Annotated in this window: 12 protein-coding genes; 6 read left to right on the top strand and 6 right to left on the bottom strand. The window is 65.0% G+C overall.

Translation table 11 applies throughout. From position 1 onward, the window contains the following. Positions 1-165 precede the first annotated feature (165 nt). Positions 166-939, bottom strand: a complete 774-nt coding sequence (locus tag ACZ46S_RS05060; RefSeq protein WP_464063611.1) for a uracil-DNA glycosylase — start codon at positions 937-939, stop codon at positions 166-168. 112 nt (positions 940-1,051) lie between these two features. Here ACZ46S_RS05060 and ACZ46S_RS05055 point away from each other — a divergent pair, with 112 nt between their 5' ends. After that, entirely contained in the window at positions 1,052-2,686 is a 1,635-nt protein-coding gene (locus ACZ46S_RS05055; protein ID WP_295745008.1) for an electron transfer flavoprotein-ubiquinone oxidoreductase, read from the top strand. A 190-nt stretch (positions 2,687-2,876) separates the two neighbouring features. Here the strand turns inward: ACZ46S_RS05055 and ACZ46S_RS05050 are convergent, their stop codons facing one another. Next, on the bottom strand, positions 2,877-4,100 hold the full coding sequence (locus ACZ46S_RS05050; RefSeq protein ID WP_464063610.1) for a tetratricopeptide repeat protein: 1,224 nt from the start codon (positions 4,098-4,100) through the stop codon (positions 2,877-2,879). A 1-nt stretch (position 4,101) separates the two neighbouring features. Then, entirely contained in the window at positions 4,102-5,052 is a 951-nt protein-coding gene (locus tag ACZ46S_RS05045; RefSeq protein ID WP_464063609.1) for a tetratricopeptide repeat protein, read from the bottom strand. Positions 5,053-5,208: 156 nt separating this feature from the next. On the opposite strand from ACZ46S_RS05045, the gene dapB reads away from it, so the two are divergent. From dapB to trmB, 4 genes are all read left to right on the top strand, one after another. After that, positions 5,209-5,970, top strand: a complete 762-nt coding sequence (gene dapB / locus ACZ46S_RS05040) for a 4-hydroxy-tetrahydrodipicolinate reductase (RefSeq protein WP_295738218.1) — start codon at positions 5,209-5,211, stop codon at positions 5,968-5,970. A 239-nt stretch (positions 5,971-6,209) separates the two neighbouring features. Continuing rightward, complete coding sequence (metK, locus tag ACZ46S_RS05035; protein ID WP_464063608.1) at positions 6,210-7,397, top strand: methionine adenosyltransferase; 1,188 nt, start codon at positions 6,210-6,212, stop codon at positions 7,395-7,397. Between the two features lie 115 nt (positions 7,398-7,512). Continuing rightward, positions 7,513-8,391: a DMT family transporter gene (locus tag ACZ46S_RS05030; protein ID WP_464063607.1), complete on the top strand. Its 879-nt coding sequence runs from the start codon at positions 7,513-7,515 to the stop codon at positions 8,389-8,391. A 2-nt stretch (positions 8,392-8,393) separates the two neighbouring features. Further along, positions 8,394-9,062: a tRNA (guanine(46)-N(7))-methyltransferase TrmB gene (gene trmB / locus ACZ46S_RS05025; protein ID WP_464063606.1), complete on the top strand. Its 669-nt coding sequence runs from the start codon at positions 8,394-8,396 to the stop codon at positions 9,060-9,062. Positions 9,063-9,183: 121 nt separating this feature from the next. On the opposite strand, the gene ACZ46S_RS05020 is transcribed toward trmB, so the two are convergent. Then, on the bottom strand, positions 9,184-9,651 hold the full coding sequence (locus tag ACZ46S_RS05020) for a MarR family winged helix-turn-helix transcriptional regulator (RefSeq protein ID WP_464063605.1): 468 nt from the start codon (positions 9,649-9,651) through the stop codon (positions 9,184-9,186). 120 nt (positions 9,652-9,771) lie between these two features. Between ACZ46S_RS05020 and ACZ46S_RS05015 the strand changes: the two genes are divergently transcribed. Then, entirely contained in the window at positions 9,772-10,593 is an 822-nt protein-coding gene (locus tag ACZ46S_RS05015; RefSeq protein ID WP_295738235.1) for an alpha/beta fold hydrolase, read from the top strand. A gap of 80 nt (positions 10,594-10,673) precedes the next feature. Here the strand turns inward: ACZ46S_RS05015 and ACZ46S_RS05010 are convergent, their stop codons facing one another. Together ACZ46S_RS05010 and ACZ46S_RS05005 are read right to left on the bottom strand one after the other, a co-directional pair. Further along, positions 10,674-11,996 (bottom strand): ABC transporter ATP-binding protein, encoded by a 1,323-nt coding sequence (locus ACZ46S_RS05010; protein ID WP_464063604.1) that lies wholly within the window; start codon positions 11,994-11,996, stop codon positions 10,674-10,676. A gap of 5 nt (positions 11,997-12,001) precedes the next feature. After that, positions 12,002-13,729 carry an ABC transporter permease gene (locus ACZ46S_RS05005; RefSeq protein WP_295738241.1) on the bottom strand — a complete coding sequence of 576 codons (1,728 nt, stop codon included), beginning with the start codon at positions 13,727-13,729 and terminating at the stop codon, positions 12,002-12,004. Between the last annotated feature and the right edge of the window lie 152 nt (positions 13,730-13,881).

Raw genomic sequence — 13,881 nt, 5'->3', positions numbered from 1 at the left:
CTCGCATAAGCGAGGGAGGTACACATGAAGAAAGGGTGACGCAAGCCTTAAACGCGGCGACGGGCCGCTCAATTAAGGCAGCCACAGGCTTTCACCACATTTTTGCCATACTCGCCATTGGTTTTCCAGAGATCGTTGTCAGAGCAGCTTGTTAAAAAATAGTTATCAGATATGCGCTGAAAGCTGGTCTCGCAGGCTCAGAAGGTCGTGCCAGGCGGCGCGTTTGGCGATGGGGGTGCGCAGCAGATAGGCCGGGTGGTAGCTGGGCAGGAGTCGCAGCGGCGCGGGCAGGCCCTCGATGCTCACCTGCTGCCATTTGCCGCGAAGCCTGGTGATGCCGCCTTGCGCCTGGGCGCCGAGCAGGGCTTTCGCCGCCACCGCCCCCAGGCTGAACAGCAAGGAGGGGCCGACCAGCGCGATCTGCCGGTGCAGGAAGGGCAGGCAGAGCGCGATTTCCGATTCGGTCGGGGTGCGGTTGCCCGGCGGGCGCCAGGGCACGGCATTGATGATCCGTACCTGGGTGCGGTCCAGCCCGATCGAGCCCAGCATCTTGTCCAGCAGCTGCCCGGCGGGGCCGACGAAGGGGCGGCCGATACGGTCCTCCTCCGCGCCCGGGGCTTCGCCGACCAGGATCAGCCGGGCATCGGGCGTGCCATCGGCAAAGACCAGCTGGGTGGCGGTATCGCGCAGGGCGCAGCCGGCGAAGCCACGCATCGCCGCTTCCAGCGCCTCCAGATTGTCGCAGCCGGCGGCAAGGCGCGCGGCCTCCTCCGGCCCGGCCAGAAGCGGCGCGGCGGCGGCGCGCGGCGGGCGGCGTTGGGGCAGGGGGGGCGGTGCTGCGGCCGGCGAGGGGGCGTGGGCGCGGATCTGCGGGGCGTCCAGCAACGCCTCGTCCGCCCCCCATTCCCATTGCAGCCTCAGCGCCTCAAGCAACTCCATGTCCAATTCATTATCTTGAGCGTGCCCGCCCCGCCACCCTGCTTTGCCCCTTTACTCGCCGGTAGATTTTTCAGTAGACGGGCAGAACTGGTACATAACAAAGGACGCGATCATGTCGGACGAGGCGCTGCCGCGTGAGGCTATGGAATTCGATGTGGTGGTCGTGGGGGCTGGGCCTGGCGGTCTCTCTTGCGCGATCCGGCTGAAACAGCTCAACCCCGAGATTTCCGTCTGCGTCGTCGAGAAGGGCTCGGAGATCGGCGCGCATATTCTCTCCGGCGCGGTGCTGGAGCCGCGCGCGCTGAAAGAGCTGATCCCGGATGTCGATCCCGGGCTGATCCCGCTGGCCACGCCGGTGAGCGCGGATGAATTCCTGATGCTGACCCCGGATGGGGCGCGCAAGCTGCCGACCCCGCCGCAGATGCATAATGAGGGCAATTACATCGTCTCGCTCGGCAATGTCGTGCGCTGGCTGGGCCAGCAGGCCGAGGAGCTGGGGGTGGAGATCTATCCCGGCTTCGCCGCCGCGGAGACGCTGATCGAGAATGGCCGCGTCGTCGGAGTCGCTACCGGGGATATGGGCATCGGCAAGGATGGCGAGCCGACCGACAATTATGCCCGCGGCATGGAGCTGCGCGCCACCTACACGATTTTCGCCGAGGGCTGCCGCGGCTCGCTGACCAAACAGCTGGAGACGAGCTTCAATCTTCGCGAGGGCGTGGACCCGCAGACCTACGGGCTGGGGATCAAGGAGCTGTGGGAGGTGAAGCCGGAAAAATTCCGCAAAGGGCTGACCCAGCATTCCATCGGCTGGCCGCTGGACAATGCCACCTATGGCGGCTCCTTCCTGTATCATTTTGGTGAGAACCTGGTCGCGGTCGGGTTTGTCATCGGGCTGGATTATAAGAATCCGTATCTCTCGCCCTTCCAGGAATTCCAGCGCTTCAAGACCCATCCGGCGATCGCGCCGACCTTTGAAGGGGGCAAGCGGATTTCCTATGGCGCGCGCGCGATCAATGAAGGCGGCTTCCAGTCTTTGCCGAAGCTGGCTTTCCCCGGCGGGGTGATGATCGGCTGCGCGGCGGGCACGCTGAATGTGCCGAAGATCAAGGGCACGCATACGGCGATGAAGTCCGGCATGGTCGCGGCGGAAGCGATTGTGGAAGCCTTTGCGGCGGACAAGCCGGATACGCTGAGCGCCTATCCGCAAAAGCTGGAGGCGAGCTGGGTGTGGCCGGAGCTGCATCAGGTGCGCAATATCCGCCCCGGCTTTGCCAAGTTCGGGCTCTATGGCGGACTGATCAACGCGGCGCTGGAAACCTATGTGTTCAAGGGCAAGGCGCCCTGGACGCTGAAGAACCATGCCGATTACAGCCAGCTGAAGAAGGCCAAGGATTGCACGCCGATCGACTACCCCAAGCCCGATGGCAAGCTGACCTTCGATCGCCTCTCCTCGGTGTTTCTCTCCAACACCAATCATGAGGAAAACCAGCCGGCGCATCTGACGCTGCTGGATCCGGCGAAGGCGATCAGCGTCAATTATAACGAGTATGCCAGCCCGGAGACGCGCTATTGCCCGGCTGGCGTTTATGAGATCGTCGGGGTGGAGGCGAATGCGCCGCAGCTGCAGATCAACGCGCAGAATTGCGTGCATTGCAAAACCTGCGACATCAAGGACCCGACCCAGAACATCAACTGGGTGGTGCCGGAAGGTGCGGGCGGGCCGAACTATCCGGGCGGCATGTAGGCCAAAGGTTTTGGCGCCGCCTGGTCTGGGTCGGGATTGCGGCGAGACATTCGGGGGCGATGGCGCCATCGCCCCGGGTAAAACCCCAGCCCGAGAGCCTCATGCTTGAGGCTCTCGCTTTGGTATGAGCGGGCAGTTTGAGGTGTTCATCCTGACTGACGCTGGCGCGTCAATCCAAACGCCTACTACTCTAACGCAAAATCTCGGTGCCGGGTGCCAGTTCCGGCATCGCGCCGCTGGACGACATCAGCGGGGCAGGGGCGTGCTTTTCTGGCCTGGCACGCGGCGCGGCACGGTGCGCCACCCGATGCGCCACCTGCTGATGATGCTCTGGCTTATGGACGGCTTTCGGCTTGGCCGGGGCGGCGGATGGTGTCACCGGCTCCGCCACCTCGGTCGCTTCCGGTCGGGCCCAGGGCAGGCTGCCGGCCGGGAAGCGGGCGACGGCCGGGGTGATGACCGGCGTCTCCGGCACGGCGGCGGGCGCCTGGGTGAGGAGCGGCGCCGGCAGGGCTGGCGGGGCGGGCCGAAGCGGGCGCGGCGCCGGCGCGGGGCTGGGCGCGGGAACCGGCAGCGCCACGCTCCGCGGCACCGGCGCCTGCATTGCCACCGGCGCGGTCTGCGGCGCGGCAGGGGCCAGTGAAGCGGTCTGGTCGGCCGGCGCCAGGCTGGCCTGGGCGGCAGGGGCGTTCAGCAATTGCTGATAGGCGGCAACCGCGCTGCGCGCTTGGTCCGGCGGGAGATCATTGGCCAGCACCTGCCGCGCCTCATCGGCCCGGCCGCTGCCGACCAAAGCCAGCGCGTAATCGGCGCGGATTTTCGGGGTGGCGTTATCCGAGATCGCCAGCGGGCCGAGATATTGCAGCGCATCGGCGCTGTTGCCGGACAGCGCCAGCGCCATGCCGAGATTGACCTCGGTGGCGATGTTCCCGGGGGCGAGCAGCAGCGCCTGCTGCAGCGGCGCCACCGCCCCGGCGGCGTTGCCGCTGAGCGCGCGGGCCACGCCGAGATCGCTCTGCGCATCGGCGTTTTGCGGGTCGTCCGCCACCGCGGCGGCGAAGGCGCGCTCCGCCTCCGGCGCGTTGCGGCGGATCAGGCAGCGGCCGATTCCGGTCTGGGCTTCGGAGGAGCGCGGGTTCTGCCCCAGCGCCAGCCTGTAGGCGGCGATGGAATCCTCGCAGCGATCCATCGCGTAATAGGCCGCGCCCTCGTGATACAGCGCCTGCAGGTCGTGCGGGTTCTGCGCCAGGGTGGATTGCGCGATTTTCAGCGCCATCTGCGGATTGCCGCCGGCGATGGCGGCATCGGCGACGTTGAGCGTGTCATTGCCCGGGGCGAACTGGCTGGTCTGCTGCGGCGTCGCGCAGGCGCCAAGCATCAGGCAGGCCGCGCCGGCCAGGCCTAGGCGCAGCAAATTAGGGCGCCGTGGCGAGCAGCAACCAGTAGGCAGATTTCTGTGCATCGCGTTTCACTCCGCTCCCCGTCGAGAGAGCCTGGCTCAGGCTGAACTGGGCGGGCTTGTTGCCTTGCGCGGCGGCGCGCTGCCACCAATAGGCCGCCTTGCCCGGGTTGGCCGGCACCCCGGCGCCATAGGCATAGGCGTTGCCAAGCGCATCCTGGGCGTCGGCATTGTTGCGTTCGGCGGCTTTCTGCCACCATTGCGCGGCCAGAACGTCGCTCTGCGGCACGCCATAGCCATGGGCGTAGTAATTGCCGAGATTGAACTGCGCCTTCACATTGCCCTGCTGCGCGGCGGCGGTGAAATATTGCGCCGCCTTGGTATAATTCTGCTTCACGCCCAGCCCGGCATTGTAATTATAGCCCAGGCTGTTCTGCGCCTCGGCATTGCCCGCATCGGCGGCCTTGGCGAACCATTCGCTGGCCTTGGCGTCGTCCTTGGGTACGCCGGTGCCGTTGGTATAGGCGTTGCCGAGGGCCAGCGCCGCGTCGGGATTGCCCTGATCGGCGGCCTTGGCGAACCAGTAATCGGCGGCCTGGGCATCGGCGGGCACGCCGGTGCCGGTCTGGTACATCACCGCCAGGCGATATTGCGCATCCTCATTGCCCAGAGGTGCCGCGCGGCCATACCAGCTGGCGGCGGTGGCATAATCCTGCGGCACGCCATGGCCAGTGTAATAGGCATCGCCCATCGCGGCCAGCGCGTCGGCGGAGCCGGCGGCGTTGGAGGGCGAGGCGTTCGGGTTCGGGGCCGGCGGCACGATGGCGGTGGCGTCGGGCGCAGGCTGCGGCGCGGCGGCAGGCTGCGGCGGGGCGGGCGGCTGGGCAGGGGGCAGCGCGCAGGCGGAGAGGCCGAAAAAGGCCAGGAATGCTGCGCTAGCCGGGATTGGTCTCGTCTTCGAACCCATTCGTTGAAACTCTCCCGGCGTCATTCGTAAAAGCCTGAATTTAAGCGACAATGTTTGTTCTATCCGAAACCGCCAGCATTCGACAATCTTAGGGCGCAACAAATCTGCGTGTTTCCCGCGATTTTTATTTGGGCGGGAACCGGCTATGCAAACGCCATGAGCATACGCATTGGCATCGCCGGTATTTCCGGCCGCATGGGGATTTATCTGGCGCAGGAAGCCGCCGCCGCCGCTACCCTCTCCGGCGGTACCAGCCGCTCCGGCATGGCCCCGCCGGGCGCCTCGCATTTCCCGGACATCACCGCGCTGGCGCGGGAGTCGGACGTGGTGATCGATTTCACCCATGCCAGCACGGTGCGGGAGCACGCCGCGGCCCTGGCGCAGACCGAGACCCCCTGGGTGCTGGGCACCACCGGCTATGGCACGGCGGACGAGGCGGCGATCGCCGCGGCGGCGCGGACGATCCCGGTGATCGCATCTGCGAATTTCTGCACAGGCGTCAATCTGCTGCTGCTGCTGGCCGAGAAGCTCGGCCACGCGCTGCCCGCCAGCCAGTATGACGCCGAGATCCTCGAGATGCATCACCGCCAGAAGGTGGATGCGCCCTCCGGCACCGCCCTGGCCATCGGCCATGCGGTGGCGGCCGGGCGCGGGGTGAAGCTGGCGGATGTCATCGTCTCCGGCCGCGATGGCCATACCGGCCCGCGCCAGGATGGCGAGATCGGCTTCGCGACCTTGCGCGGCGGCCAGATCATCGGCTCCCACACGCTGAGCTTCACCGCCGGGGATGAGCAGATCAGCCTCACCCACCATGCCTTCGACCGCAAGGTCTTCGCCTCCGGCGCGGTGCGCGCCGCACTCTGGGTGCATGCGCAGCCGGCAGGGCTGTATGGCATGAAGGATTTCTTGAAACTTTAGACAGTTTATCCAAAGGCCGGAATCTTCTCCGGCGCCTGGGATTTTCCAAAAATCCCGCCCAGTTTTCCCGCTTTTGCGAAAGCGCCGTGCCAATGCGGGCTTGGCGGGTGGGGCGATACGGCAAACGCGCCAAGCATAGGGGCGGCGTGGCATATTGACCCCAGCCCCCCGATGCGCCATCCGGACCGCGCCGTTGCCGACTGACCGGTCTGCAACACCAAGTCATACGGGGGTTTTACATGCGCGATCGCGGAGAGTTTCTGTTCACCTCTGAGTCCGTGTCCGAGGGTCATCCGGACAAGGTTGCCGACCGGATTTCGGATACCGTCGTCGACGCCTATCTGGCGGCCGACCCTTACGCGCGCGTGGCCTGCGAAACGCTGGTGACCACCAACCGCATCATCCTGGCCGGCGAGGTGCGCGGGCCGGACAATATCACCAAGGAATATCTGGCCCATCTGGCCCGTCTGGCGGTGCATGATATCGGCTATGACCAGGAGGGCTTCTCCTGGAAGAATGCAGAGATCTCCGTGCATCTGCACGCCCAGTCCGCGCATATCGCGGTGGGCGTGGATGCCGCCGGCAACAAGGATGAGGGGGCGGGCGACCAGGGCATCATGTTCGGCTATGCCAGCTCCGAGACCAAGGCGCTGATGCCGGCCCCGATCTATTATTCCCATCTGATCCTGCGCCGCATCTCCGAGCTGCGCCGCGCCGCCGACAGCCAGGTCAAGGGCCTGCTGCCGGACGCCAAGAGCCAGGTGACGCTGAAATATGTCGACGGCAAGCCGGTGGGGGCGACCTCCGTGGTCGTCTCCATCCAGCACGAGCCGGGCTACAGCCCGGAGAAGGTCAAGGAGATGCTCCGCCCGATCGTCAAGGCGGCGCTGCCCGAGGGCTGGATGCCGGAGGACAAGGAATTCTACGTCAACCCGACCGGCATCTTCGAGATCGGCGGCCCGGATGGCGATTGCGGCCTGACCGGGCGCAAGATCATCGTCGACACCTATGGCGGCGCGGCCCCGCATGGCGGCGGCGCCTTCTCCGGCAAGGACCCGACGAAGGTTGACCGCTCCGCCGCGTATGTCTCGCGCTATCTGGCGAAGAACGTGGTCGCCGCCGGCCTAGCCGAGCGCTGCACGCTGCAGCTCTCTTATGCCATCGGCGTGTCGCAGCCGCTGTCGCTCTATGTCGATCTGCACGGCACCGGCAAGGATGTCGACGAGGACAAGGTGGCGAAGACCCTGCGCGAGCTGGTCAACCTGACCCCGCGCGGCATTCGCGAGCATCTGCAGCTGAACCGCCCGATCTATGTGCCGACCTCCGCCTTCGGCCATTTCGGCCGCACCCCGGATGACGAGCTGGGCACCTTCACCTGGGAGAAGACCGACCTGGTGCCGGCGCTGAAGAGCGCCTTCGGGCGTTAATAGAAGTTTCCAGGGAAAGAGTGGGGGCTTTTTGAAAAAAGCCCCCACACCCCCAAAAACTTTTGCGACTTTTGGCCTGGGGCGTTTGCCCTGGGCCGTTGCTTTTTGAGGCCCCATGACCCCCGAAGACGCCCCGCCGGGCTGGCTGCGCGCCGCGCCTTTCCTGTTCCTGATGCTGTGGTCGGCCGGGTTTCCAGTCTCCAAGACCGGCATCCAGTACGCCGCCCCCTTCACCTTCCTGGCGGTGCGTTATGCGCTGGCGCTGGCGGTGCTGGTGCCGGTCGCGCTCTGGCTGCGCCCGGCGCTGCCCAAACAGCGCATCGCCCTGCTGCATGTCGCGGTGGTCGGGTTCTGCATCCAGACCATCTATTTCGGCATGTGCTACGCCGCCTTCGCGCGCGGCACCTCCGCCGGGGTGGTGGCGCTGGTGGTGTCGCTGCAGCCGCTGCTGGTCGGCGTGCTCGCCCCTTTGCTGGTGCGCGAGCGCATCGGCGCCAAAGGCTGGGCCGGGCTGGGGCTGGGCTTCTGCGGGGCCGCCATCACCATTCTCGGCTATGGCGAAACCGGGCATATTTCGCCGCTGGGCGTGATCTTCTCCATCGGCGCGCTGCTCGGCATGGTGGCCGCGACCCTCTATGAGAAGCGCTTTTCCACCGGCATGCACCCGGTGGCGGCGAATATCGTGCAATATGTGGTCGGGCTGGTCACCACGCTGCCCTTCGCGCTGCTGCATTTCAGCCTGCATCTCACCACGCCGTTCATCGCCAGCATGGCCTATCTGGTCATCGGCAATTCGCTGATCGCGATCTCGCTTTATATCGCCATGCTGCGCTTTGGCGCCGCCTCGCAGGTTTCGGCCTTGTTCTATCTGGTGCCGCCGGTCTCCGGGCTGATGGCCTGGGGGCTGCTGGGCGAGGCGATGCCGGCCCTGGCCTGGGTGGGGATGGCGGTGGCGGGGCTTGGCGTGGCGCTCGTGCGCAGGCAAAGAGCCTGACCATGACCGCCCTGAAACCCCAACCCGACCGGCTTTATGGCCGCGCCCACGGCAAGGCGCTGCGCCCCCGCCAGGAATGGCTGCTGGAAAACTTCCTGCCGCGAACCGCCTGGCCGACGGCCCCCTTCACGATCACCCCCCGCGAGATCTGGCTGGAAGTCGGTTTCGGCGGTGGCGAGCATGCCTATGAGCTGGCCCGCGCCAACCCGGATGTCGGCTATATCGCCGCGGAAGTGTTCGATAACGGCATCTGCTCGCTGCTCTCGCGCATCGCCCCGGATGGCGCCGGCGCGCCGACCCCGCTGCCCAATCTGCGGCTCTACACTGAGGATGCCCGCCCGCTGCTGCGCGGTTTCGAAGATGGCGCGCTCTCCAAGCTGTTCCTGATGTTCCCCGACCCCTGGCCGAAAGCCCGCCACGCCAAGCGCCGCTTCGTGCATCCGGACATGATCCCGCAAGCCGCCCGGGCGCTGCGCCAGGGTGGGGAATGGCGCATCGCCTCCGACGATCCGACCTATCAGGGCTGGACGGATGAGGTGCTGGCCGGGCAGGATCTGTTCACGGTCAGCCGGGTGGATGTCCATCCCGATGGCTGGCCGCATACGCGCTACAAGGAAAAGGCCATCGCCGCCGGGCGCAAGCCGGTCTACTGGTCCTTGATCAAACGTTAGAGCAATATGTGTTTAGGCTGACGCGGTTGCGTCACCCTGAACGCGCTCTAACGTTTTGAGTGAGAGGCTGATTCACGGTTCAGCTTGATCGCTTCGCGATTCAATCTGAACCGATCAGGCTCTAATCACTGCCGGCGGCCGTTTGCAGCCGCTTGGTCAGCGCCACGATCTGCGCGCGCAAGGCCCCCAGCTCCTCCAGGCTCATCCCGGTCGCCTGCAGAATGCAGGCGGGGACGTTTTGCGCCTTTTGCCGGAGCTTATCGCCGGCCGGGGTCAGCTTGACCCGGACCACACGCTCATCCTTGGTATCGCGATGGCGTGAGAGCAGCCCATCCGCCTCCAGCCGCTTCAAAAGCGGGGTGAGGGTGCTGGATTCCAGCGACAGGCGCTGGCTGAGCCGGCCGACCGTCTGGTCATCCTCCTCCCAGAGCAGCGTCATCGCCAGATATTGCGGATAGGTCAGGCCGATTTCCGCCAGCAGCGGCTTGTAGGCGCGGCTGAAGGCGTGCTCGGCCGCGTAGATCGAGAAGCAGAGAAAATCGTCGAGCCGGGCGGTGAGGTCCGGTTGGTTTTGTCGTCCAGCATCCATGGCGGGATCTCCAAACAAAAAAGGTTTGCCGATTATATCGTGCGCGATTGACTTATGAAATAGAGTACGATAAATAGTCGTTCACGATTTAATCGCCAAAACAAAACTGGAGACTATCAAATGAGTACGATCACCGCGAAAGACGGCACGCAGATTTTCTACAAGGATTGGGGCAAGGGGCAGCCGGTTGTGTTCAGCCATGGCTGGCCGCTGAGTGCGGATGCCTGGGATTCGCAGATGAATTTCCTCGGCGAGCGCGGCTACCGCGTGATTGCCCATGACCGCCGTGGCCATGGCCGCTCCGAACAGACCTGGACCGGCAATGACATGGACACCTATGCCGACGATCTGGCGGCGCTGACCGCGGCGCTGGATTTGAAGGAGGCCATCCATGTCGGCCATTCAACCGGCGGTGGCGAGGTGGCGCGCTATATCGGCCGGCACGGCACCAAGCGCGTGGCCAAGGCGGTGTTGCTGGGGGCGGTGCCGCCGGTGATGCTGAAGGGCGCGGCCAATCCCGAGGGTGTGCCGATGGAGGTGTTTGACGGCATCCGCGCCGGGGTGCGCCGCGACCGCTCACAATTCTTCAAGGATCTGACCATTCCGTTCTACAACGCCAACCGCGAGGGGGCACAGGTTTCGGAAGGCGTGCGCGAGGCGTTCTGGCTGGCCGGCATGCAAGGCGGGATCAAGGCGTTGCTCGATTGTATCAAGCAATTCTCTGAGACGGATTTCACCGAGGATCTGAAGGCGATCGACGTGCCGACGCTGATTGCGCATGGCGATGACGACCAGATTGTGCCGATCGGCAATGCCGCGCTGCGCAGCGTGAATTTTGTCAAAGGCGCGGAGCTGAAGATTTATGCGGGCGGCAGCCATGGTCTGGCGCAGATCCAGGCGGACGCGTTCAACGAAGATTTGCTGAAGTTTATTCAGAAATAAAAGTTTTTTGGTGCCGCTTTTTTTCAAAAAAGCGGCAAAACGTTTGGGGCGTTGGCAACGACGCCCCAACGCCCACGCCCTTATTCTTCTGCCTCGTCCTCGTCTTCTTCCTCAAGGCCGAATTGCTGCGCCTCTTCGTCATATTCGAAGATTTCCGCGTAACGGCCCCAGGAAATCACCGTGCGCAGCGTCTCTTCCGCATATTCGGGGGACATATGATCCTCCAGCTGGTCGCGGAAGCGCACCGCGGCGGCGCGATGGTTGGAGCGCTGGTCGATGACGCTGCGGATCGCGCCGATCAGCGGCACATGCGTGCGCAGCGCCTCGGCGAAGATCTCCTTGCGGTCCTCCGTCTCCGCATCGGCGAAGCGCCGTCCGGTTTCGGTGATGAGGATGTCACCCTCTTCCAGCACCGCGAAGCCCAGCATGCTCAGTGTCTCGCCCAGCGGCAGCAACTCATCCACTTCGAACTGCAAGGCGGCGGCCAGGGCGGGAAGATCGGCGCGGCCATTATAAGGCTCGCTCTTCAGCGTCTCCAGCAGACCGGCGATGAGGTTGGTGCCGACCGGATGCAGCACATGCGCGAACGGGTTGGGCGCGGCGGTGGCGGCGGTGTGCACCTCCGGCGCCTTGCGCCGGGTCATGATGCCGTAAATATCGTCCACCATCTCACGGAAGGCGGGATCGAAGCGGTTGCGCGGATGCGCGAAGGGCACTTTCAGCTCATGCGCCACACGGCCGGGATTGGAGGAGAACACCAGGATGCGGTCCGCCATCAGCACCGCCTCCTCGATATTATGTGTGACGATCAAAATGGATTTCACCGGCAGCTTGCCGTCCATCCAGAGATCGATGAGGTCGGTGCGCAGCGTCTCGGCGGTCAGCACGTCCAGCGCCGAAAACGGCTCGTCCATCAGCAGCAGATCGGGATGCACCACCAGCGCGCGGGCCAGGCCCACGCGTTGGCGCATGCCGCCCGAAAGCTCCTTCGGATAGGCGCCATCATAACCGCCAAGCCCAATCAGATCGATCGCCTCTTCCGAGCGCTCCTCGCGGTCATCCTTTTTCACCCGCAAAGCTTCCAGCCCGAGCTCGACATTCTCCTGCACGGTGAGCCAGGGAAACAAAGCAAAGCTCTGGAACACCATCGCGACCCCGGGGGCGGGGCCGGTGAGCGGCTTGCCGCGCCAGTTCACCTCGCCGGAGGTCGGCTTCAGCAGGCCCGCGACGATGCGCAGCAGCGTGGATTTGCCGGAGCCCGAGCGGCCGAGCAGGGCGACGATCTCGCCTTCATGCAAGGTGAGATCGACATCATCCAGCACCACCAGATCGGCGCTGGCTTCCTTATGGTAGGCCTGCCGGCAATTGCGCACGGAGACGAGCGGGATGTTGGTCTGGTCCATGGCGTTTACCCCAGCGTGGTGCGGCGGACGGCGTAGGCATAAAGCGGCCGCCAGAGAATGCGGTTGAAGAGAATGACGAAGCAGGACATCACCACCACGCCGAGCACGACGCGCGGCGTGTCGCCATTGCTGGTGGCCTGGGCGATATAGGCGCCAAGCCCGTGGGCGGTGAGGGTGTGGGTGCCCCAGCTCGCCACCTCGGCGACGATGGAGGCATTCCAGGCGCCGCCGGAAGCGGTGATCGCCCCGGTGATGTAATAAGGCAGGATGCCGGGGATCATCACCTTGCGCCACCAGAGCAGGCCGCGAATGTTGAAATTCGCCACCGCCTCCTTCATGTCCCCCGGAAAGGCGGCCGCGCCGGCGATGACGTTGAACAGCAGATACCATTGCGTGCCGATCAGCATCAGCGGGGTCAGCCAGATATCGGCGTTCAGACGGAACATCACGATGAACAGCACGAAAGGCGGGAACAGCAGATTGGCCGGGAAGGCGGCGAGGAACTGCGCCACCGGCTGGGCGATGCGCGTCGCTTTCGGCCGCAACCCGATCCAGACGCCGATCGGCACCCAGACCAGCGAGGCGATCGCCATCAGCACCGCGACGCGAATGGCGGTATAGACGCCCATCAGCAGCGCCGTGCCGAGGTCGCGCCAATGCAGCGTGCCGGAGACATAGGCGACGATCTGCCAGGCGGCATAAACCGCGATGGCGGCGATCAGCAGATACCAGATGCCGTCGACGATGCGCGAGGGCTCGCTGGTTTCATCCACCTGGCCGGGCTGGCGCAGAGAGAGGCGCAGCCGGAACACCCGCCCGAAGGCCCCGCCAATCACCTCGCCGATGGCCCGGAACAGAGCGGTGCGGCGCAGCAGCTTCAGCATCCAGGGCTCGGGCCCGGAGGTGGCGGCCGTGGTCTCGAAGCGGAACTTGCCGGACCATGCCACCAGCGGCCGGAAGATCAGCTGATCATACAGCAAAATCACCACCAGCATGGCGATGATGGCGTAGATGATCGCGTGCAGATCTTCCTTCGCCAGCGCCACCGCCACATAGGAGCCGATGCCGGGCAGGGTGAACTGGGTGTTGCCGACCGTCACCGCCTCGGAGGCGACGACGAAGAACCAGCCGCCGGACATTGACAGCATGGTGTTCCAGACCAGCCCGGGCATGGCGAAGGGCACGTCCAGCTTCCAGAAACGCTGCCAGGGGGAGAGGCGGAAGGAGCGCGAGGCTTCCTGCAAATCCGCCGGCAGGGTGGTGAGGGATTGGTAGAAGCTGAAGGCCATGTTCCAGGCCTGGCTGGTGAAGATAACAAATACCGAGGCCAGCTCCGCCCCCATCACCTGGCCGGGGAAGAGATGCAGGAAGAACACGGTGGTGAAGGTGAGGAAGCCCAGGATCGGCACGGACTGCAGAATGTCCAAAATCGGGATCAGCACCTGGCCGGCGCGGCGGGATTTCGCCGCCAGCGTGGCGTAGGTGAAGGTGAAGACCAGCGAGAAGAACAAGGCCGCGAACATGCGCGCGGTGGAGCGCAGCGCGTAATAAGGCAGCCAGGCCGGGTCCAGATGGATCGGCGTGTTCTGGATCTGCGCGATCGGGGTGGCGATGGTGCTGCGCCCGACCTCGACCAGCGCGATCAGCAGCCCCATGACCATCAGCATCGCCGCACCGTCGAAGCGGTTCGGCATGCGATGCCCAGCCAGGGCAGGAGGGGTGTAATTCTTCATCAGGCCGCCTGGCTTCGGGTGGAGGGTTTAAGCCCCCCTTAGCCATGTGGCAGCGCTTTGTCACCTAGGGAAAGCATTGCGCTTTGGTGACAAGCCGGCCGCGACGATGGCGTAAAAGTTTTTGGCGGGTGTGGGGATATTTTTTCAAAAAC

This window comes from Acidocella aluminiidurans, from assembly GCF_055383125.1.
Note: the sequence above shows the minus strand (reverse complement) of the source record. Positions and strands in the feature narration are given on the sequence as shown.